Below are 19,286 nucleotides of genomic sequence, written 5' to 3' on the forward strand. Positions count from 1 at the left end.
GTCGCCACGGTTTTCATGATGACCGCCTATCCCGACGGAACCCCGTGATCAACTTGGCAATGCCGTCCAAGCAGCTGGAAGGCTTTAAGGTCGATGACGAGGACCTGAACGGTTATCTGATGTATCCCAAGGTGTTCCTGGACTACATGGGCCGCCACCGCCAGTACGGCCCGGTCCGCACCCTGCCGACCCGGACCTTCTTCTATGGCATGGAGCCGGGCGAGGAGATCACCGCCGAGATCGACCCGGGCAAGACCCTGGAAATACGTCTGCAGGCGATTTCCGACACCGACGAGAAGGGCGAAGTGAAGGTCTTCTTCGAGCTGAACGGCCAGCCCCGCGTGATCCGGGTGCCGAACCGTCTGGTCAAAGCCTCGACCGAAGCCCGCCCGAAGGCACAGGCCGGCAACCCGAACCACGTTGGCGCGCCGATGCCGGGTGTTGTCGCATCGGTTGCGGTGCAGGCAGGCCAGCAGGTGCATGAAGGCGACCTGCTGCTGACCATCGAAGCGATGAAGATGGAAACCGGCATCCACACCGAGCGCGGCGCGGTGGTGAAGGCCGTGCACGTTCAGGCCGGCGGCCAGATCGACGCCAAGGACCTGCTGGTTGAGCTGGAATAAGCAACAAGCTCTGCTTGGGCTGGGTCTTCTTGCGTCAATGTGCCGTTGCGCTGCTCCCCAACCTTGGACCGCCAGAAGCTGGATTTTTCCGGCTCTGTCACGATGACGGGCTGGTGACGCCATCGGGATAATGCATGGCAATCGGGACGTTGTATCCGATTGCGCTGTGGGGTCTGTTCTCATTCTTGTACCGACGCCAATCCTCCCGCCGGGCAATCCTGAGATGGGCCGACAGGAAACGCGTGGATTGGAATTACATCGCCCCCGGAAAAGGCGCAGGTGGCTAAAAAAAATCCGTCCGTTTCGAGAGGAAACGGACGGCGAGAACAGGAAGGTCAATGGGGACTTGACTGTTCACATGTATGTTCGCGCTTCTCGGGAGCAAGGGCTGGAGAGTATGGGGGGCGGAGTCGGCAAGTATCCGCCATAGGCAAGTTCGTGTCTTCGCATTAAGGCTTTGGACGGAGGGCGGGGGGCAATCGCCTACTGACTTTGGAAAAGCGAACCTGCGGGCGTTTGCAGCATGCGCCCGCCGGGATCGCGCCTAGTTGACAAGGAAGACCGGATCTTCCGCAGCCGTCCTTGCAGGCACAGCCAGTGTGAAGGCCCTGAGGTTCTGGTGCATATCCAGGATTTGTTTCGCCTGACGGCATGAGGCGAGAACATGGCCTTCCGCCTTGCCCCCTCAGGCTGCGCTTTGTGTCGGTAATGCGATATCCGCAAGTGTTGTCTGATTCAGATCCTCTAGGAATACCGCTTCAGCCTGGCGCAGCCTGGCTTTCAAGCGGCAGCGTCCATCTATCGTGCAATCGCCTCCGTCGGCGCCAAAGCATTCAACCAGCGCCTGTCCTTGCTCGAGCAGCTCAACAATTTCACCAAGACGGATGTTTTTCGCAGGCATGCACAAGAAGGCGCCGCCACCAGCACCGCGCCGGGTTTCAACAATTCCGGCGCGCGCCAGCCGCTGCATGATTTTCGTCAGGTGATTTCGGGAAAGGCCGAACTCCTCAGCCAGATCGGCAGTCGAGAACCCTTGCTCTGGCTGGCTCGCCATCCTCATCAGCATTCGAAGTCCGTAGTCCGTGAAAGATGTTAGGCGCATGCGGGGTTCCCTTCGGCTATAATAAGTATTTACTGTACCAATTAAGATACTTAGGCTCAATGAGTGAAGCAGGCCAGCCAAGTCTATGCCGCCACATCACTCGGACGTGTTATGTGCCGCAGGCAGTGGTTTCGCCGGTGAACCATCGGCGCTGACTGATTTGAACAGCCCGCAATTGAGTGGAGCGGCTTACCTTGGGCGCCATTTCCACTGTTTGCGCCAAAGGGAGCATAGTCGAATGAGCGGCCAGAAAATTGACAATCCACTGCACGCTCCGCTTTGCAAGTTGCTGGGATGTGACCACCCGGTCCTCCTGGCTGGCATGGGCGGCGTATCCCGCTGGGAACTTGCTGCCGCCGTCTCCCAAGCCGGCGGCTTTGGCATGCTTGGAATGGTGCGCGAAAGCCCGGACCTGATCACCGAAGAAGTCACAAAACTCAGGGCCGCAACTGACCGTCCCTTTGCGGTGAATGTCATCCCCGCAGCCACCGAGCCTGGATTGCTTGATGCCCAGATCAGCTGCTGCCTGGAACTCGGTGTTCCGGCCTTCACTTTCTTTTGGGATGTCGTGCCCGATGCCGTTTTCCGGGTGAAGGCGGCAGGCTGCCTCGTCTTGCACCAGGTCGGCACAGTTGAGGCCGCCCGCGCGGCAGAGGCGGCCGGCGCGGATGTGATCATCGCGCAAGGGATCGAGGCAGGCGGTCATGTCCATGGCCGCCGCCCGGTCCGCGACCTTACCGAAGCAATTCTGGAAGCCGTGTCTGTACCAGTGGTTGCCTCAGGGGGTCTTTCTTCCGGCGAAGATCTGGCCCGGTTTCTGTCAATTGGTGCCTCCGGCATACAATGCGGGACCGCCTTCCTAGCCACAGATGAATCCTTTGCTCACCCCTACCACAAGGAACGCGTCGCAACCTCCACCGGCGGCGATACTGTCCTGACCGATGTCTTCGTCTTGAACTGGCCAATGGGGGCGGCGGTGCGTGTGCTGGAAAACAGCGTGACCAAAGCACTCGGCGGTACCTACTTGGGCCACGATCCGGATGCCCTGCCGCGCGAGGCGATCGCCTGGGACGGATCCCAGCCGCGCCTGCGGTTCAGCACGGATTCTCCTCTGCGGACAACAACTGGAGACCTTGAGGCAATGGCTCTGTTTGCAGGACAAGGCGCGGGGGCCATCAGCCGGATTGTACCGGCAGCAAGCCGTATCGGGGATATTGTCAACGAAGCAGAGCAGATTCTCGGATACTCCCTTTCGCACCGCAGCGGAGCAGGACTATGAGCCGAAGTTCTGATGGCCCGCCCGATCAGAAACGATACGCTTCCTCACCCTGCATGGCTGCGGAGGCCGGACATTACGACCCGCAGGCGGTTTCTCCGCAGCAGACTGCTGACGTTGCCCGCTGGCGCAAGGCAGAACGGAACCGGCTGCGGGCGGAGCGCTTGGCATTGCCGGTTGCTATCCGTCAGTCCGTTGGAGAAGCGCTGGCCGGACATCTGCGCGAATTGATCCGGAACCGGTTCTCCGGCGCAAACGGGCGTGTTATCTCCTTCTACTGGCCGATCAAGGGCGAACCCGATCTGCGCCCCCTAATGGCAGAGATGCACGCACAGGGCGCCGCCATTGCCCTGCCGATTGTCGAGACCAAGGCTGCGCCGCTGGTTTTCCGGCTGTGGACACCAGATACTCAGCTGGTGCGCGGCGACTGGAGCATACCGGTTCCACCGCCCAGTTCGCCCGAGCTCATTCCCGGAATTGTCCTTGCGCCGCTGGTGGGCTGGGCTTCTGGAGGTTTCCGGCTGGGTTATGGTGGCGGATATTTCGACCGGACCCTCGCTGCATTGTTGCCGCGCCCCTATTCAATTGGCATTGGTTTGGAAAGCGCACAGCTTCCTACAATCTTCCCGCAACCGCACGACATTCCTTTGGATGCTATCCTGACTGAAGGCGGCGAAAGGTACGCAAAAGTAGGTGCGTAACGAACGCCAGCACGCGGATTGGTGCCAGACGGCTGGCTGAAACCCTGGGACCGGAATGTTGCCTACGCAGACAGATGGATCTCGTTCGAAGCGCACTCACAATTGGCGGGCTGACTTCACTGCTATTGTTTTGAGCGACCTGCCGCCATCTGAGGCTTGACTTAAGCCCATCGCACAAATAGGTATTTAAAATACCGATTAAGGGAATGGCGATTTCAGCTTTTGCCGAAGCTGTCCGTCAAGGACATGGCCGCACTGGCGCAATTGCCCTGCTTCCCTTCAACGATCCAAAGGAGAGCGTGATGTTCCGCGTTGTTTCACTTATCGCATGTCTCATTTCACCTGCAGCGGTATTCGCCGCCTCATCCTGTGAGGAGGTCAGAGAGCTGGCAGATACAGTGATGTTCACTCGGCAATACATGCCAGTCGAAATGCAGAGTCAGATGATTGCCGTTGGAAGCCCGGAACGTGTGCTTATTGCCCAGCAACTAATTCAAGAGGCATACGGCTGGCCGAAAGTACCTTCCACTCAATGGAACGCTGCCGCCGACCAATTCGCAGAGCTTGCGGAATTAGAATGCCGGAAGTCTGGCCGGGATCAGTGACAGGCCCTAGCTGACCTTAGTCACATCCGTCACGAACTCACTCTATGCGGGACAAAGTGAAAATTGGCTGCAACTTCTAGGTTTGCGCCCTGAAAAGTTCACGCGGTGCGGACCAATCCGACATTCGCCGATGCCAATCAGTTACATAACTGCCTGCTGGAGGATTGAGGATCACCCTCGACCGCGCGCCGCATTTCTGGCGATTGCGGCAATCAGGTCCGTCCGAGTGACAATGCCGACGATTTTTCCATATTCGAGCACGGGGACAGCATCGGTGTCCCCGTCCGCCATCATTGGGAGCAGCACACCAATCGGAGTGTTGGTGGTAGCGCGGGGTACAGCTGCGCTCATTATGTCCCCCGCAGTCATCTGCTTTTGCCATTCACGGTCCAGAAGGCGCCGCAGCGCAGCCCAATAGCCTCGCTTCAGGCGCAGCGCGTCGGACCGAGCCTGGTTGATGAGATGCATCTGGAAAATGACCCCTTTGAACGCCTCATCGGCCCCCACGACAGGCAATGATGTAAACCGATGCTGTTGAAACAAGTCCGCGATCTCGCCGAGGGAGGTTTTCAAGCCGACGGTGATGAGGCTACGGGACATGATATCCTGTGCAGTCAGGGGGCCAGAAGACTGAGCTGCGGCCTGAAGTTCTGCTGCGCCGATCAGCCGCGCGAGATCCTCGGCGCCGAGATTGAAGGACTGGCTGTAACGTTCAAGGATACCAGTCAGCTCTTGCTCGGAGAGTCCGAGCCGTTCTGTCGGGTTGCGGTCTCCTGTTGCATGCTTACTAGGATCATCGAATTGCCGGAACGGGTAGTGCCGCCCGGTGAGCCTTGCATAGAGGGTTGCAAGCACTACTAGAGTTGCCGTTCCGACAGCTATGGGTGCAAGCGCGAACCAGAAACCCAGTTGTGCGATGGCGTCCGGGGACATGGCTGCAGTCATCGCGACCGCTCCTGCCGGAGGATGAACGGCGCGGCACAGGATGGTTGCGGTGATCGCAAGGCCCACCGCCAGGGCGATCCGAAGCGTCTGATCCGCCACCAGAAGGCAGACGGCCACGCCCACTAAGGCAGCAACGGTATTGCCGATAATCGCCGACCAAGGTTGCGCCAGAGGGCTGTTTGGTACCGCGAAAAGGAGGACGGAGGACGCCCCGAATGGAGCCACGAGATAGAGGCCCAATTCTGGGTCGATTTGAGGAGACAAAAGAAAAAACCCGGTTAACCCCAAACCGATGAGGGCACCAAACCCGGCACGTATGGCTTCAACGCCTGAGACGCGGGCAACAGCGGGGCCAAGTGATTTCAGATTGAGCAAATGCGCGCCTCCGAATGAGATATGCGCAAAATTTCATCAGTTTGTTAAAGGTTCAACCTGTCATTCAACTGAGATGCCGCTGCAGTGGTCGCCGGCCGTCCCTGCTGGTCGCGAGCGGCGGCCTGCCTGGCGCCGGCGCCTTGCCGAGATGCAGCACTTGCATCATGCCCCTACAAAAGCCCATACGGTCGCTAGGCTTGGTGTGAAGAAGGCAGGCAGCCCGAAGCAACCGTCTGAACCCGAAGCGATCGCAGAGCTGCTCAGAGGGCGAAGCATCAGGGTCGCCATTTGAAAGCTGCCGGTCCGCAGGCGGCTGCACCCATGGGTGATGCTGCGGGATCACGGCCGACCTCGGACATACGGTACAGCGTCAGCCAATTCCTAGCCGTTTCAGCATTGTCTTGCGGCGGGCGCCAGACGCTGTAGCGTGGCCCGGGCATGACGCTGCTGAATGGGGACTTGAATGACCGATACCTGCATCTTTTGCCAGATTGCCCGTGCGGAAGTGCCCGCACACAAGCTCATCGAGGATGACCTCGTGCTTGCGTTTCTCGATCTTCACCCGATCCGCGAAGGCCACGCCCTGATCATTCCCAAGCAGCACCATCCCTGGTTCGAGGACCTGCCCGAACCCACCGCATTACGGATCATGTCTGCGGGTCAGCGGTTGGCACGCGCGATGAAACGCGAATGGGGCGCTGAGCGCGTTTCGTTCTTCTACACCGGCATCCACGTGCCGCACGCCCATGCCCATGTTGTGCCTATGTTTCACCGCCATGATGTAACCTCGGCGCGGTATCTCGATGACGGCTTCGATGAATTTTCTTTGCCCCCGAGCCCCGGCGGTGCGGCGCTTGCCCTTACGGCCGACCGCATCCGCGCCCGCCTGGCAGAAGCTTGCTGAATGGAGGACACCAGCCGCAGCTTGGCGGCGGTGGGCTACCTGAACCATGATTGGCATGAACAAGCCCGAGTGACGACACGAGGGCTCCATTTCATGGAGTGCAGGAAGAGATTGCAACAGCCAATATGGTATGGCTCGGCTTTGGAAGTCGACATTTATCCTGAACCCTAAAGGGGTCTAACCATCTGGTGGAGGAGCCTTTCATACAGCGAAAGGCAGCATCGAAAGGATGTTGGCAGGGTGTCAGGAAAGGGTTGAAATTGCGCGCGACACTATCTTAGTGTCAACTCAACTAGTAGCTGTTTAGATACGGAAAAGATGTTCCTTTGACGGTGCCGCTAGTTTCGGACCTGCCTTATTTTGTTAATCAGATTGCCAAACATTGTGCGATGCCTCAGCATGTAAATATCCAACCCCAAGGTTGTCACTGGCCAAGTGATAAGAGGCACCGCCGCTTCAGCGACGGAGAAACGGTGATTTTGAAAGGCCGTGAAATGCCTTTCGTTGCAACTATTGTTCAGGGTCACGCTTGCATCAAAAGCAGCCTTCAAGATGGCAGGTCTCAGATAGTAGGGTTGCTCTTTCCATCGGACGTTTTGGGAAGCCCAGGTCGCAGACAGGCATCTCATACGGTCGTTGCAGTGGGCCCAGTCGAACTCTGCTGTCTGTGTGTCAAAGATTTTGAGCACTTTTCCGATCAGGAACCCGAGTTGGCAAGGCACCTTCTCGAAAGAAAGTTTGAAGAACTCGAGCGCGCTCGTAAGTGGATGGTCTTGCTTGGGAGAAAAACTGCTCGCGAGAGAGTTGCAAGCTATCTGGTTCTGCTAACACGACGCCGGCGCCAAATGGCAGACCGCCTTCAAAATCTCAACTTTCCAGAGCTGGACCTGCTGCTCAAACGCCACCAAATTGCCAACTTTCTGGGTCTCTCCGCCGCCACAATCAGCCGTCAGCTTCATCAACTTCAGGAAGAGGGTGTGCTGGAAATTCTGCGGTCCCAATACGTTTTGATCAAGGACTACCAGGCTCTGTTTTCAATGACTGGAGACGACAGCGACGGTGGGATTATTTCCTAGAAACTTACCTACTCATCAGAAATGAATTATTGAACATCACCTCAGGTGAAAATCGATCATCATATTAGTTTCCGCGCCGTGCTAATGACCGGGCTAGTGAATCTGTACTGCAGCGTTTGACTACGATGGCGAACCCTGAGTTGGCCGCTCCGTCCACTTTTCAAAGACCTCCCCCTGCTCCTTAATCATCTGAATGATCTGCTCGTCGGTGAATCTCGTCTTTTTTTGTCCGTCCATTGGTTGGGCGGGCTCTACACAAAACGGGAAGAGATCCAGGGGCTCAGGTCATAGGCTGCCGGTACAACCGCATTTCCTTCGGCGGTGCAGCGGGAGAAATTCGGCGATGCTGCGTACCGGTGCGCAGCGTGCGTACGCAGCAAATTTTCAGCATTTCCGGTATGGGCTCGAACCTGCCCAACCCATCTGCGGCGCTTCCCAAAGAACACGCAACCGGACAACGGCCATTCAAACCGCCTGTAAAATTCAGGTGTCAGCGCGGTGCTGATGTCTGGGCTTGGCGGGAGGATTGGAGGGCATCATTCTCGACTGCCAACCTCCCGATTTTGGTTTGCAGTTCTTTGACCTCTGCCTTCGTCGGAACGCTTTGCTTGCCATCGGAGAACACGTCCGCCATCCCAGCAATGGCCTGCCGGTTCCAGGTACTGACCTGGTTCGGATGCAGTTGATGCTTCGCCGCGATCTCCTGAACGATCTTGTCACCACGCAGCGCCTCGAGCGCAACCTTGGCCCTAAACTGATCTATAAAGTTTCGGTGCATCGCCATTTTCGTATCCCTTCAAAGGTTTGGGATACACCTTAGCCAACTGTCCGGTTTCCTGGGACTACTTCAACTATCGACAGTGAGAGACATCGGGCCCGTGGCTGGCCGCTTGATCGGCGCGAACCTCTGGGTTTGCCGAAGCGGCAGACCGAACACAAGGCGCAGGGCAAGGCAGGTCTCAATCGCCACATCAGAATATTGCCGCTGACCGCTCCGCTTTCCAGAACGCGCTGCGCACCATCCACACACTGCTTCCTCGCTGAACCAGACCGTTACGTTACCACGCAGTCGCAGGGCCTCGTTGTATTCGGCCCAGTTTGTTACCCGGCACTTTGCCTTCGCAAATTTATCCCGCCGCGACGTGTGGAACTTGAAAGGCACCCCGGCATCCCGCTGTCAAATCAAACGACCAGCTACGCCGGCAAACCGATCCACACAACACGGCACCACATGACAAGCCGGTCAGCCCGAGGTTTTCGGAGATACTGTCATTCTTTCAACTGGTTTTCAGTTATTTGGTAGACGCGAACAGCTTGCTCTTTAAGTATACGCTTCGCATCCGAAGGAATGCGCGGGTCAGTTGTCATACCAAGCAATGTGTTCGCCAAACTATTTAGAAGCTGGATTTCGTTTTTGTTCATGGGTGTACTCTTTAATCGGGATTGCCAAGTCGTTTGGGCGTGATTGAGAAGGGTCAGGCCTCGGCCTTTCAGGCGGTCATTTCGGCAGCATAGCTGTTCAAGAGGTCCAAAGCATCTGCTCTGCATGACGGTACGAGACGGCGGAAAGTTGATAGCGGCGGGGACGAAAGACGGTGTTCATCTGGTCGAGGGCTGCCAGAAACCTCTAGGCCTGCGTGGGAGATTTAAACTGCCCCATCAGCTTCTTGTGTTTTCGGGTTGGCCCGTGGCATCCTTCAATCCGGTTACTCAAGCTTTTGCGTGCGCGATGACCCGGCGCGCTTTAGAACAGCACGGGACGTTGCAGCATGGTTGGGTTTGGTGCCACAGCAGCATTCAACCGGAGGCAAGCAGACCAAAGTTAGCGGTAGCTAGCTAGCCTTCAGGCCCGGGTGACCAAGGTTGCGCTCGAGGAGGGGATACAGTCAACAGGTCAACCGCACGGGCGGCAACCTGGTTGGCAATATCCGTCAACGTTGTGTGCGCAAGATAGAATGCAGGAACTGGCGGCATCACGATGGCACCCATTTCGGTCACTGCTGCCATGTTTCGAAGATGCGCCAAAGTCAGCGGTGTTTCCCTTGTCAGAAGGACTAGGCGCCTGCGCTCTTTCAGCTGCACACCCGCTGCCCGGGTCAGAAGGTTGTCGTCAAACCCATGCGCGATGGCAGCCAAGGAGCGCATGGAACACGGTGCTACTATCATCCCCGACACCGGCACCGAGCCAGAGGCGATGGCGGCACCGATATCGTGCACAGGATGGCAGCGTGCAGCAATGCTTCTCAGGGTTTCCACGGCTTCCGGTCCGCATTCATGGACCAAGGTCCGCTCCGCTGCGGCGCTGGTGACCAGATCAATTTCGGCCCCCAGCTGCAGCAGATGCCGTGCGGCCGCCAGGCTTAGCGCGGCCCCGGAGGCACCCGAGACCCCCAGCACAACCCGATGCTTGCTCATGTCATCAGCTCCGGCATCAGCCGGGACACTATATCCTCTGCAAAAGCTTGATCTTTTGCATCCGCTTGCATGACCTGCCCCCAGTCGCGGGCAGTCTCGCTGCCGATCTTCGTTGTGGCGTCGATGCCGATCTTGCCTGCCAGCCCCGGCTGGGGCGAGGCGAAGTCCAAGTAATCCATCGGGGTATTCTCCAATATCATGACATCGCGGCTCGGGTCCATGCGTGTGGCCAGCACCCAAGCGATGTCATCCCAGTTCCGCGGGTCAACATCGGCGTCCACGGTGATCATCATCTTGGTATAGCTGAACTGCGGCAGCATCCCCCACAGCGCCATCATCACCCGGCGGGCCTGTCCGGGGTAGCGTTTGTCGATACTGACAATGGCGATGCGGTAGGAACAGGCAGCAGGAGGCAGCCACAGGTCGCGGATCTCCGGGATCTGCACCCGGACCGTTGGCAGGGCCAGCCGGTTGAAGACCTCGCCGATGATGGCAGGCTCATCCGGCGGCCGCCCGGTATAGGTCGACAGGTATAGAGGGTTCTCTCTATGGGTCACCGCACTGACTCGCATAACGGGAAAGGGCTCGGCCGGGTTGTAATAGCCCGTGTGATCGCCGAAGGGGCCTTCGGGCACGGTTTCCGCGGCTGACACCCATCCCTCCACCACGATTTCGGCGTCGGCGGGCACCATCAGCGGGATGGTCTTGCAGGGTACCAGGCGCGGGCGCACGCCGCTGAGGGCACCGGCAAAGGTCAGCTCCGACACGGTTTCCGGCAAGGGCAGCGCCGCGGACAGCAGTGTGGCCGGGTCTGCCCCCAGAACCACGGCAACCGGCATTGGTTCGCCATTTCCCGCCCAGCTGCGGTGATGTGCAGCGCCGCCGCGGTGCGGGAGCCAGCGCATGATCAGCCGCGAGCGATCCAGAACCTGGGTCCGGTAGACCCCCGCATTGTAGCAGTTGACTGCTTCCGGCGCGCTGCCATGCGGCCGGGTGAGCACCACAGGCCAGGTGATCAGCGGCCCGGCGTCCCCGGGCCAGTGGGTCTGCACCGGCAGTGTCTCCAGGCTGGCATCCGGCCCCTCGCGGGTGACGGCCAGAACCGGCGCGGATTTCACCCGCTTCGGACGGGTGGACAGCGCTGCCTTTAGCATGGGCCAGCGGGACAAGGCATCGCGCAGGCTATCCGGCGGCGCCGGTGATCCGAGCGCCGCAAGAAAGCTTCCCAGATCATCCAGGCCGTCCTGTGCGACTCCAAGCCCGGCCGCCACGCGTTCAGCGGTCCCGAACAGGTTCACCACGACCGGGATGCCCGAAACCTGGCCGCTTTCCAGACCCGGGCGGTCGAATTGCAGCACCGGGCCTCCAGCCTCCAGCACGGTGCGGTGCACCGCCGTCATCTGATGGCGCACGGAAACCGGATCGGAAATCCTCTGCAACTGCCCTTTAGACGCACACCAATCCAGGAAATGGCGGAGGCTGGGATATGGCGGAAGAGTACGAATGGGACCGCTCCAGTGCTGATTTCCGCCGATCCCTAGCAAAGTTTCGGGCCGCGAATTTGTCCGCCGTCAAACTCCGGCCGCGTGCGGGGCCATACACCCGCTGCAGATGAAGCCACCGGCGGGAAAGGATTAATTTTTGCCACACGCCCAGCCACAGATTCCAATTTGCCCGGCGGCCCTTGCGCGGCTGCTGCGTGTCGTGCCCCTTGTTCCCGTATCGCTTTCTCTCACGGCCTGTTCCCGGCGGATTGCCAAGCGTCACCCGGGCCTGTTCCGTCGCCTGGGCGAGCACGGCCGTAAGCGGTTTGTCCTGGATCCTGCCGATCTGCCCATTGTTCTTTGCCTTGAAGCCAATGGCGGCCAGCCGAAAGTCCGCGCAGTGCGCGGAAATTGCGACGGCGATGCCCGGATTTCCGGCCCGCTTGCTGCGCTTATAGGGCTGGTGCATGGGGCCTATGACGGAGATGCACTGTTCTTCTCCCGGGACCTGGTGATCGAAGGCGATACTGCCGCGGCGCTGGCGCTACGCAACGCGGTGGACGATGCAGAACTGGACCTGTCGCAGGAAATCGCCGCGATGTCCGGGCCGTTTGCCCGCTTTCTGTTGCGGGCCGTTGCCTTTGCCGAGCAGCGCACCGGAGTTTCCCTCGCCCGGCCGGAGGATGAAGCGGCATGGTAATGGAAATCGTTTGCCCCGCAGGAACTCCCGCGGCCCTGCGTGCCGCCGTCAAGGCCGGGGCGCATACTGTCTATTGCGGCTTTAACGACGAAACCAACGCCCGCAATTTCCCGGGCCTCAACTTTGACCGCGCGGAGATGCGCGAAGGCGTGGCTTTTGCCCATGGCCACGGCGCCAAGGTGCTGGTGGCGATCAACACCTTTCCCCGCGCAGGCGGCCAGTCGCTCTGGCACCGCGCCATTGACGACGCTGCACTATCAGGCGCGGATGCTGTGATACTGGCGGACCCCGGCTTGCTGGATTACGCGGCGCGCATCAACCCCGGCCTGCGCCTGCACCTTTCGGTCCAGGCTGCGGCCGCCAATGCCGACATTATTAATTTCTACGCCAGCACTTTCGGCGTGAAACGGGTGGTGCTGCCGCGGGTTTTGTCGGTGCCGGAAATCGCGGCCATCAATGCAGAAACGGAAGTGGAAACCGAAGTCTTTGTCTTTGGCGGGCTGTGTGTGATGGCCGAGGGGCGCTGTTCGCTCTCGTCTTATGCAACCGGGCTGTCGCCCAACATGAACGGCGTCTGCTCCCCCGCCAGCCATGTGGAGTACCGCGACGACGATGGCGCCCTGGATGCAAAGCTCGGCGGATTTACCATCCATCGCGTGGCCAAGGACGAACCCGCGCCCTACCCGACCCTGTGCAAAGGCTGCTTCTCCGCCGGCAGCCAGACCGGCCACCTGTTCGAAGATCCTGTCAGCCTCAATGCCGAGCAGCTTATCCCGCAGCTGCGAAAGGCCGGTGTCACCGCGCTGAAAATCGAAGGGCGTCAGCGCTCGAAGTCCTACGTGGCGCAGGTCGTGCGCAACTTCCGCGCTTCGGTTGATGCGCTGGAGGCAGGCAAGCCGCTGCCGCACGGCATGCTGGCGCGGCTGTCGGAAGGTCAGGCGATGACCACAGGCGCCTACAAGAAAACCTGGAGATAACAGAATGGAACTGACCGTCGGGCCGAACCAATTCTTCTGGCCGGCCGAAAACTGGAGCGCGTTTTATGTCGCTTTGGCCGAGGCTCCTGTTGACCGCGTCGTTCTGGGCGAGCTGGTTTGCTCCAAACGCCTGCCCTTCTACCAGGACCGCATCCCCGAGGCGCTTGCTCTGCTGGCGGAAGCGGGCAAGGAGGTGGTGCTGACCAGCCTCGCCCTTGTCACCCTCAAGCGCGAGCGCAATCTGACGGCGGACCTTGCCGCAATGGGAGTGACGGTTGAAATCAACGACCTGACGGCGCTGGCGCATTTGCCCAAGGGCATGGGCTTTCATGTGGGGCCGCTGGTCAATGTCTACAACGAGGGCACTTTGGCCTGGCTGGCATCGCTGGGGGCCACGCGTGTCTGCCTGCCGCCGGAGCTGCCGCTTGCGTCGGTCAAGACACTCACCCGCGCAAGCAAGGAGCTGGGCGTTGCCATTGAGGTTTGGGGCCACGGGCGGCTGCCGCTGGCGATCTCGGGGCGCTGCTATCATGCCCGGCTGCACAAGCGGGCCAAGGACAACTGCCAATTTGCTTGCGAGAATGACCCGGACGGGCTGGAGGTGCGGACGCTGGAAGATCAGCCCTTCATGGCGATGAACGGGGTGCAGACCCTGTCGCACAGCTATGCCTGCGCCGACTACCAGATTGAGGCACTGACCGAAGCCGGGGTGTCTGCCCTGCGCCTGTCGCCGCAGTCCCAGGGCTTCATCCGGCTGTGCCAAGTCTACCGCGACCGGTTGAATGGCACAGTGCCAACTGGCGCCATTGCCGCGGAATTGCAGGAAGCATCTCCGCATACGCGCCTGAGCGACGGGTTCCTAACCGGTCCTAGTGGCGTGTTCTGGACTGGTGCTCCAATGTCACCATGATCAAGCGCGGGGACTACAGCGTCTTTTGGGACGCTCCATACCGTCCGCTGTTCCTTTTTGGGTTTCTGTGTGCCCTCCTTTCTGTCGTTTGGTGGCCACTGGGCGTGCAGCTGGGATTGCCGGAGCCGGGATTGCAGCCAGCGGTTTTGTGGCATGTTCATGAGCTTCTCTTTGGTTTTGCCTCCGCTGCCATTGCCGGCTACCTGCTGACGGCGCTGCCAGGCTGGACTGGGCGACCGCCTTTGCGCGGCCCCGGCCTGAAGGTTTTGGTTTCGCTCTGGCTGCTGGCCCGCGCCGCGACAGCAATATCCGCGGCAGCGCCGCTTGACGCCATTCTATTCGTGAACGCCGCATTTTTTCTTGGCCTTGCCGGGTATCTTCTGCACGAACTGACCGCAGCCCGGGCATTTTGCAAACTTGGCTTTGCCTGCGCCGTTCTGGCCTTGGGACTGAGCGAGGCTGCTTACCTGTCAAATGCCGCCGCCGGAAATGTCTGGAGCAGCCTGGACCTTGCGCAATCTGTCCTGACCGGCCTCGTCCTGCTCCTGTTCAGCGTAGCTTCGCGGGCGATACCTGCGTTCACCTGCAATTGGCTGGCGCTGTCAGGCCGCACAACAGTGCGTGTCAGGGAACGCCCGCTGATCAGGGCTGTTTCACAGGGGCTGCTGGCGCTCGTACTTGCATTGCAGCTGGCCGGCGCTGCCGAAGCAGCAAATGCCGTATTGATTGCAGCTGCCATAGCCATGTTCTGGTCCTCGCTGGGATGGAGAACGGCGGTTGCCCTCTGCAACCCGCTGCTGGCAGCGCTGCACCTGGCCTGGCTCTGGCTGCCCTTTGGCGCAATGGCCGCGGGCGCCACCGGCCTGGGCCTTTTTGATTACCCTTCGTCCGCTGCCCTTCATTCCATCACCATTGGCGCCATGTCAGGTCTGATCGTGGCCATCACCGGGCGGGCCAGCGCCCATTCCAGCGACGGTATCATGCGCGCAGGCAAGGGGTTTACCACCGGAGCTATTCTGATCTGGCTCACAGTCTGGATCCGGCTGGCTGTTCCGCTCTCGCCGACATTTGCGGACGGGTTGATTGCTGCTGCGGGTATGCTTTGGTGCGTCGGCTGGATTGCATTTACTTTAGGTTTCCTGCCTTCCCTCATTGGCCCGGTTCGCCGACCTGCTCTAAGCGGCCGTAGCTTCAGGCAGCCTTGAAATGGTTTCACCGGAAAGGGGTCTATTGCTAGGCGGGTGAAATGACACTCTAAACATCTTTCTGAATGGCAGCTGTTGGTCCACAGCGCGGCGAACCTACGGTATGAGCCCTCTGCCGTCATTGCCCTAGGCGCGGCCTCTCGCTTGTGCAGCACGTCGGTCACAGCCGAGGCTGTGTCAAAACTCCGGATGCTGTATGCTTTTCGGCAAAGACCGGAGGCAGGCATGTCGGGATATATCGAGGGTGCGGACCGCAGTCAGGTGACACTTTTTCCGGCCCGGCTGGAAGACTGGATAAACGAGGATAATCCGGTCCGCGTGATTGACCTCTTCGTGGACGAGATTGATCTTGGGGAGATCGGTTTCCTGCGGACGGCGCCGGCGCAGACAGGACGGCCCGGCTATCACCCATCGGTCCTGCTGAAGCTGTTCATCTATGGCTATCTGAACCGCGTCCCTTCGAGCCGTGCCCTGGAGCGGGAGGCTGGGCGCAATGTCGAGGTGATGTGGCTGACGGGTCGGCTTGTCCCGGACCACAAGACGATCGCCGACTTTCGGCGCGACAACGGCCCGGCGATCCGGCGGACCTGTGCGCAGTTCGTCGAACTCTGTCGCCGGATCGGGGTGCTGAAGGGGGATTGTGTTGCCATCGATGGCTCCAAGTTCAAGGCGGTGAATAATCGCGACAAGAACTTCACCAAAGGCAAGATCGCCAGCCGCACCGCCCATCTGGTCGCGAGCATCGAGCGCTACCTTGAAGAAATGGTCCGGATCGACCGTCAGGAAGAGGGCGAGGCCCGGGCCGGGAAGATCGCCAACCTGGCGCAACGTTGCGAGCGCATCCGGCAGGAGATCGAGCGCCTGGTGGACATGGGCGAGGCGCTCAGGGAGAGCCCAGACAGGCAGATCTCCCTGACTGATCCGGATGCCCGCTCCATGGCCACCAGCGCCAAAGGCAGCGGTTTTGTAGGCTACAACTCCCAATCCGCAGTGGATACCGAGACCCATCTGATTGTCGCGCATGACGTGATCAATGCCGGGCATGACCGTGAACAGCTGTCACCGATGGCCAAGGCGGCGAAGGCCGCTCTCGAACGCGACGAAATGAGCGCGGTCGCTGACAAGGGCTATTTCAGCGGCCGGGAAATTCTGGCCTGTCACGAGGATGGCATCACCACAACCCTCCCCCGGCCCGAGACTTCGGGCAACCGCAAGAAGGGCATGTATGTGAAGGCCGACTTTGCCTATGACGCGGATGCGGATATCTACCGATGCCCGGCAGGTGAGGCGCTGACATACCGCTACACGACCGAAGAAGGCGGCCTGGTGGTACGGCGATACTGGACCAACGTCTGTCAGGCCTGCCCTGTCAAGGCGCGCTGCACGACCGGCAGGGAACGTCGTATCACCCGATGGGAACACGAGCATCTGGTCGACGAGATGCGTGGCCGTTTGAGCCGCGACCCGGCCTTGATGGGCCTCCGCCGCTCAACCGTCGAGCACCCGTTCGGCACAATCAAGAGCTGGATGGGAGCGACGCACTTCCGGATGCGAACGCTCAAGAACGTCCGCACCGAGATGGCCTTCCATGTCCTCGCCTATAACATCAAGCGGATGATAGCCCTGATCGGGGTACGTGGGCTTTTGACTGCCATTCCGGCCTGATGGGCGGCGCTCAGCTCAAATCGTACCGCAAAAAACGCCACAAGAGCGCGGATTCAGCCCTCTCCGGCGCATAAGGCGCTAAAGTGACCCAAAATCCGGCTGCCTCCACAAAATCGACTGAAACATCCTCATCGTCGAGAAACCAAACGAGTTTCCACACACCCTCAGCCCATTGCTGCCATCTCTGCCCTCTCTGGATGCTGCGAGCGCGCTAGGCTGTTCAGCGCAAACGCGACGTTCGTACCTGGCACAGTGCCAGTTCCGCTGCGCGTGCGAAGCATTTGGGCCATACTCTTGAGAGCGGACGCTCGGCGTGATCTTCTGGATTTTGATTGATGTTGGAGGCGTGTGCTGGCTTTGAGTAGTTACCCAGATCGGCAGCTTCCTTATGCTCGTCATAGGTCTCTTCCCTAGGACGGCGGTGTTTGTCGCCTCACCAGTTGGCGCTTGGTCTCTTCTATTTGGTGCTCCGAGCTGCATACTTAATCTGTTTGGCTAAAGCTCCAACTCGCGGCCACCGTTATTCCACTTCCGGCGAATGGAATAGCGGCAGACCTTGGACGGTCGGCACCGCTACATTGGCACATTGCGATGCCGTGATAGGCGTCCACCCCATCGGTTACTGAATAGCAACACTTGTTAACCATCCGGTAAGAATTTCCACCTTGCCCCTTGCTGGGAATCAGCAGTCCCCTTCAAGTGTCGGGCTATTGATTTCCGCCAGCGGCGGCCGCTGGCTTATACCGGTAAGGGGCAATGTTATGACAACTTTTACGTTCAGTGGCGCGCGGGTCGATTTTGTGGACGGCGAACCATCGTCGGTCAGCAACATCGAAGTGCAGGTGACGGTTCCGGATGCCAGCTCGACCTTCACCTATTCCATTATCGGTCGTGACGACGACGGCGTTGCCTATATCGACATGAATGACGATGTCCTTCAGGCGATTGCCGGCGGCGTCAACCTGGACAACCTTGGTTTCGACGCCCTGTCCGACGAGACGCTGATGACGCGGGTTACCTGGTCCGGCGGCACAAGTGTGATCCTGGGTGTCAGCCTGGAAACCGGCGAGAACACCGACACAGAATTTTATCTTGTGATTGACGGGGCCGCGCTGCCGCAAGTGAGCTCACCGGCGGATTGGAATGCCTTCGACGACACCATCTCCGGCATCGCCGACCCCACCGGGGCACTGGCGCCGGGCCAGGTCATCGCGTGGTCGTCGCTGGCCACCACCGGGTCCACCGAAGACGACGAATTCTACGGCACACCGGGCCGTGACACCTATAACGGCGGTGCCGGCGACGACTATTTCGTCAGCTCCGACGGGCGCGACACTTACAACGGCGGCAGCGGCGGCTTTGACCAGGTCGCGTTCACCTGGGACCCCAGCGGTGTCATTGCGCATCTGGGCAAGGGCACCGCGACGGACGGCTGGGGCAGGACCGACACGCTGAAAAGCATCGAGATGCTGCGCGGCTCGGCCCATGACGATAAGCTGACCGGCAACGGAAAAGCCAACTACTTCCGCGGGCTGGAAGGCAACGACACCATCAAGGGCGGCAAGGGCAAGGACGAGGTCCGCTATGACCGCGACGAACGCTATGGCGGCGAGGATGGGGTTACCGTGAACCTGAGCAAAGGCTTTGCCATCGACGGTTTCGGCGACCGAGACACGCTGAGAAGCATCGAACGCGCGCGCGGTTCCGACAGCGGGGATAAGCTCACAGGCAATGGCGGCGGCAACCGCCTGATGGGCGAAGGCGGCAATGACACCCTGTCCGGCAAAGGCGGCGACGACCTTATCCTGGGCGGCGCCGGCCGTGATAAAATCAACGGCGACAGCGGCAACGACGAACTGTTTGGAGATGGCGGCGCCGACCGGTTCATTTTCAAGGGCGCCTTCGGCGACGATACCGTGTCCGATTTCCAGACGAAGGGCCGCAAGGAAAAGATTGATCTGGACGGTGTCAGCAGCATCAAGTCCTTCCGCGATCTGAAGAACAACCACCTGTCCGAAAACGGCGATGGCGATGCTGTGATCAGCGACAACAACGGCAACACGATCACGCTGGACGGGATCGGCATAGCTGACCTGTCGGGCAACGATTTCATTTTCTGACCCGTGCTGCGTGCGGCTCCCGCGATCTTGGGGGCCGCCCCTTTCCGGGGCTTCAAACCGGTGTCGTTCCGGTTTATGGAAAGCAAAACCGTCGCCGCAAAGGATGCCGAGCGGCTCGGATGCCCGTCGACATAGCAAAAAGGCATTGCCAACTTATTTGCACCCGGCTGAATGCGGCCTGCTCCGCGCCCGTCATGCGGTCA

At 59.8% G+C, this 19,286-nt stretch carries 19 protein-coding genes and 1 pseudogene; 13 read left to right on the forward strand and 7 right to left on the reverse strand.

Annotated features, from left to right (window positions below; all coding sequences use genetic code 11):
• A partial coding sequence (locus tag ACTRWG_RS20380) for a biotin/lipoyl-containing protein (protein WP_462829860.1) occupies positions 1-623 on the forward strand: 623 nt, incomplete at its 5' end.
• A gap of 685 nt (positions 624-1,308) precedes the next feature.
• Here ACTRWG_RS20380 and ACTRWG_RS20385 read toward each other — a convergent pair.
• Entirely contained in the window at positions 1,309-1,725 is a 417-nt protein-coding gene (locus ACTRWG_RS20385; RefSeq protein ID WP_027233574.1) for an RrF2 family transcriptional regulator, read from the reverse strand.
• A 238-nt stretch (positions 1,726-1,963) separates the two neighbouring features.
• Here ACTRWG_RS20385 and ACTRWG_RS20390 point away from each other — a divergent pair, with 238 nt between their 5' ends.
• From ACTRWG_RS20390 to ACTRWG_RS20400, 3 genes are all read left to right on the forward strand, one after another.
• Positions 1,964-3,004: a nitronate monooxygenase gene (locus ACTRWG_RS20390; RefSeq protein WP_051357614.1), complete on the forward strand. Its 1,041-nt coding sequence runs from the start codon at positions 1,964-1,966 to the stop codon at positions 3,002-3,004.
• Positions 3,001-3,702, forward strand: a complete 702-nt coding sequence (locus ACTRWG_RS20395; RefSeq protein WP_036796623.1) for a 5-formyltetrahydrofolate cyclo-ligase — start codon at positions 3,001-3,003, stop codon at positions 3,700-3,702. Before ACTRWG_RS20390 ends, ACTRWG_RS20395 begins: the two co-directional genes overlap by 4 nt.
• 206 nt (positions 3,703-3,908) lie before the next feature.
• Positions 3,909-4,307 carry a hypothetical protein gene (locus ACTRWG_RS20400; RefSeq protein ID WP_154667599.1) on the forward strand — a complete coding sequence of 133 codons (399 nt, stop codon included), beginning with the start codon at positions 3,909-3,911 and terminating at the stop codon, positions 4,305-4,307.
• 171 nt (positions 4,308-4,478) lie between these two features.
• On the opposite strand, the gene ACTRWG_RS20405 is transcribed toward ACTRWG_RS20400, so the two are convergent.
• Positions 4,479-5,627, reverse strand: coding sequence for an HPP family protein (locus tag ACTRWG_RS20405; protein ID WP_036796619.1), 1,149 nt, complete (start codon positions 5,625-5,627; stop codon positions 4,479-4,481).
• A 463-nt stretch (positions 5,628-6,090) separates the two neighbouring features.
• Here ACTRWG_RS20405 and ACTRWG_RS20410 point away from each other — a divergent pair, with 463 nt between their 5' ends.
• Together ACTRWG_RS20410 and ACTRWG_RS20415 are read left to right on the forward strand one after the other, a co-directional pair.
• Positions 6,091-6,531 (forward strand): HIT family protein, encoded by a 441-nt coding sequence (locus tag ACTRWG_RS20410; RefSeq protein WP_027233571.1) that lies wholly within the window; start codon positions 6,091-6,093, stop codon positions 6,529-6,531.
• Positions 6,532-6,920: 389 nt separating this feature from the next.
• Positions 6,921-7,607 (forward strand): Crp/Fnr family transcriptional regulator, encoded by a 687-nt coding sequence (locus tag ACTRWG_RS20415; RefSeq protein WP_084299296.1) that lies wholly within the window; start codon positions 6,921-6,923, stop codon positions 7,605-7,607.
• A gap of 490 nt (positions 7,608-8,097) precedes the next feature.
• Here the strand turns inward: ACTRWG_RS20415 and ACTRWG_RS20420 are convergent, their stop codons facing one another.
• The 3 genes from ACTRWG_RS20420 to ACTRWG_RS20430 all read right to left on the reverse strand — a co-directional run bounded on the left by ACTRWG_RS20420 (position 8,098) and on the right by ACTRWG_RS20430 (position 9,029).
• The gene (locus tag ACTRWG_RS20420) at positions 8,098-8,391 is read right to left on the reverse strand and encodes a transposase (RefSeq protein WP_027233568.1); all 294 of its coding nucleotides are present in this window, start codon (positions 8,389-8,391) and stop codon (positions 8,098-8,100) included.
• Positions 8,392-8,454: 63 nt separating this feature from the next.
• Complete coding sequence (locus ACTRWG_RS20425; protein WP_084299294.1) at positions 8,455-8,769, reverse strand: transposase; 315 nt, start codon at positions 8,767-8,769, stop codon at positions 8,455-8,457.
• A gap of 107 nt (positions 8,770-8,876) precedes the next feature.
• On the reverse strand, positions 8,877-9,029 hold the full coding sequence (locus ACTRWG_RS20430; RefSeq protein WP_154667598.1) for a hypothetical protein: 153 nt from the start codon (positions 9,027-9,029) through the stop codon (positions 8,877-8,879).
• 309 nt (positions 9,030-9,338) lie between these two features.
• Between ACTRWG_RS20430 and ACTRWG_RS20435 the strand changes: the two are divergent.
• Positions 9,339-9,422, forward strand: a pseudogene (locus ACTRWG_RS20435) (transposase); the annotation flags it as partial.
• A gap of 21 nt (positions 9,423-9,443) precedes the next feature.
• Here ACTRWG_RS20435 and ACTRWG_RS20440 read toward each other — a convergent pair.
• Together ACTRWG_RS20440 and ACTRWG_RS20445 are read right to left on the reverse strand one after the other, a co-directional pair.
• Positions 9,444-10,022: a UbiX family flavin prenyltransferase gene (locus tag ACTRWG_RS20440; protein WP_027233567.1), complete on the reverse strand. Its 579-nt coding sequence runs from the start codon at positions 10,020-10,022 to the stop codon at positions 9,444-9,446.
• Positions 10,019-11,527 carry a UbiD family decarboxylase gene (locus ACTRWG_RS20445; protein ID WP_027233566.1) on the reverse strand — a complete coding sequence of 503 codons (1,509 nt, stop codon included), beginning with the start codon at positions 11,525-11,527 and terminating at the stop codon, positions 10,019-10,021. The genes ACTRWG_RS20440 and ACTRWG_RS20445 overlap by 4 nt, the downstream gene beginning before the upstream one ends.
• Positions 11,528-11,726: 199 nt before the next feature.
• Here ACTRWG_RS20445 and ubiT point away from each other — a divergent pair, with 199 nt between their 5' ends.
• The 6 genes from ubiT (at position 11,727) to ACTRWG_RS20475 (ending at position 19,083) form a co-directional block, all read left to right on the forward strand.
• Positions 11,727-12,206, forward strand: a complete 480-nt coding sequence (gene ubiT / locus ACTRWG_RS20450) for a ubiquinone anaerobic biosynthesis accessory factor UbiT (RefSeq protein ID WP_245597301.1) — start codon at positions 11,727-11,729, stop codon at positions 12,204-12,206.
• The gene (gene ubiU, locus ACTRWG_RS20455; RefSeq protein WP_027233564.1) at positions 12,206-13,183 is read left to right on the forward strand and encodes a ubiquinone anaerobic biosynthesis protein UbiU; all 978 of its coding nucleotides are present in this window, start codon (positions 12,206-12,208) and stop codon (positions 13,181-13,183) included. Before ubiT ends, ubiU begins: the two co-directional genes overlap by 1 nt.
• A 4-nt stretch (positions 13,184-13,187) precedes the next feature.
• A complete protein-coding gene (gene ubiV, locus ACTRWG_RS20460; protein WP_027233563.1) occupies positions 13,188-14,093 on the forward strand; it encodes a ubiquinone anaerobic biosynthesis protein UbiV in 906 nt (301 codons plus the stop codon).
• Positions 14,090-15,298 carry an NnrS family protein gene (locus tag ACTRWG_RS20465; RefSeq protein WP_027233562.1) on the forward strand — a complete coding sequence of 403 codons (1,209 nt, stop codon included), beginning with the start codon at positions 14,090-14,092 and terminating at the stop codon, positions 15,296-15,298. The genes ubiV and ACTRWG_RS20465 overlap by 4 nt, the downstream gene beginning before the upstream one ends.
• Positions 15,299-15,523: 225 nt before the next feature.
• A complete protein-coding gene (locus ACTRWG_RS20470; RefSeq protein ID WP_027233560.1) occupies positions 15,524-16,963 on the forward strand; it encodes an IS1182 family transposase in 1,440 nt (479 codons plus the stop codon).
• A gap of 761 nt (positions 16,964-17,724) precedes the next feature.
• Positions 17,725-19,083 carry a calcium-binding protein gene (locus ACTRWG_RS20475; protein ID WP_051357612.1) on the forward strand — a complete coding sequence of 453 codons (1,359 nt, stop codon included), beginning with the start codon at positions 17,725-17,727 and terminating at the stop codon, positions 19,081-19,083.
• Positions 19,084-19,286: the final 203 nt, after the last annotated feature.

The organism is Leisingera sp. G5_S3_59_S7 (genome assembly GCF_054968485.1).

What these genes read in the sequence shown, in the direction of transcription:
- ACTRWG_RS20385 (WP_027233574.1), bottom strand. Translation starts at nt 1,725, where the DNA reads ATGCGCCTAACATCTTTCACGGACTACGGACTTCGAATGCTGATGAGG.
- ACTRWG_RS20390 (WP_051357614.1), top strand. Translation starts at nt 1,964, where the DNA reads ATGAGCGGCCAGAAAATTGACAATCCACTGCACGCTCCGCTTTGCAAG.
- ACTRWG_RS20395 (WP_036796623.1), top strand. Translation starts at nt 3,001, where the DNA reads ATGAGCCGAAGTTCTGATGGCCCGCCCGATCAGAAACGATACGCTTCC.
- ACTRWG_RS20400 (WP_154667599.1), top strand. Translation starts at nt 3,909, where the DNA reads ATGGCGATTTCAGCTTTTGCCGAAGCTGTCCGTCAAGGACATGGCCGC.
- ACTRWG_RS20410 (WP_027233571.1), top strand. Translation starts at nt 6,091, where the DNA reads ATGACCGATACCTGCATCTTTTGCCAGATTGCCCGTGCGGAAGTGCCC.
- ACTRWG_RS20415 (WP_084299296.1), top strand. Translation starts at nt 6,921, where the DNA reads ATGCCTCAGCATGTAAATATCCAACCCCAAGGTTGTCACTGGCCAAGT.
- ACTRWG_RS20420 (WP_027233568.1), bottom strand. Translation starts at nt 8,391, where the DNA reads ATGGCGATGCACCGAAACTTTATAGATCAGTTTAGGGCCAAGGTTGCG.
- ACTRWG_RS20430 (WP_154667598.1), bottom strand. Translation starts at nt 9,029, where the DNA reads ATGAACAAAAACGAAATCCAGCTTCTAAATAGTTTGGCGAACACATTG.
- ACTRWG_RS20440 (WP_027233567.1), bottom strand. Translation starts at nt 10,022, where the DNA reads ATGAGCAAGCATCGGGTTGTGCTGGGGGTCTCGGGTGCCTCCGGGGCC.
- ubiU (WP_027233564.1), top strand. Translation starts at nt 12,206, where the DNA reads ATGGAAATCGTTTGCCCCGCAGGAACTCCCGCGGCCCTGCGTGCCGCC.
- ubiV (WP_027233563.1), top strand. Translation starts at nt 13,188, where the DNA reads ATGGAACTGACCGTCGGGCCGAACCAATTCTTCTGGCCGGCCGAAAAC.
- ACTRWG_RS20465 (WP_027233562.1), top strand. Translation starts at nt 14,090, where the DNA reads ATGATCAAGCGCGGGGACTACAGCGTCTTTTGGGACGCTCCATACCGT.
- ACTRWG_RS20470 (WP_027233560.1), top strand. Translation starts at nt 15,524, where the DNA reads ATGTCGGGATATATCGAGGGTGCGGACCGCAGTCAGGTGACACTTTTT.
- ACTRWG_RS20475 (WP_051357612.1), top strand. Translation starts at nt 17,725, where the DNA reads ATGACAACTTTTACGTTCAGTGGCGCGCGGGTCGATTTTGTGGACGGC.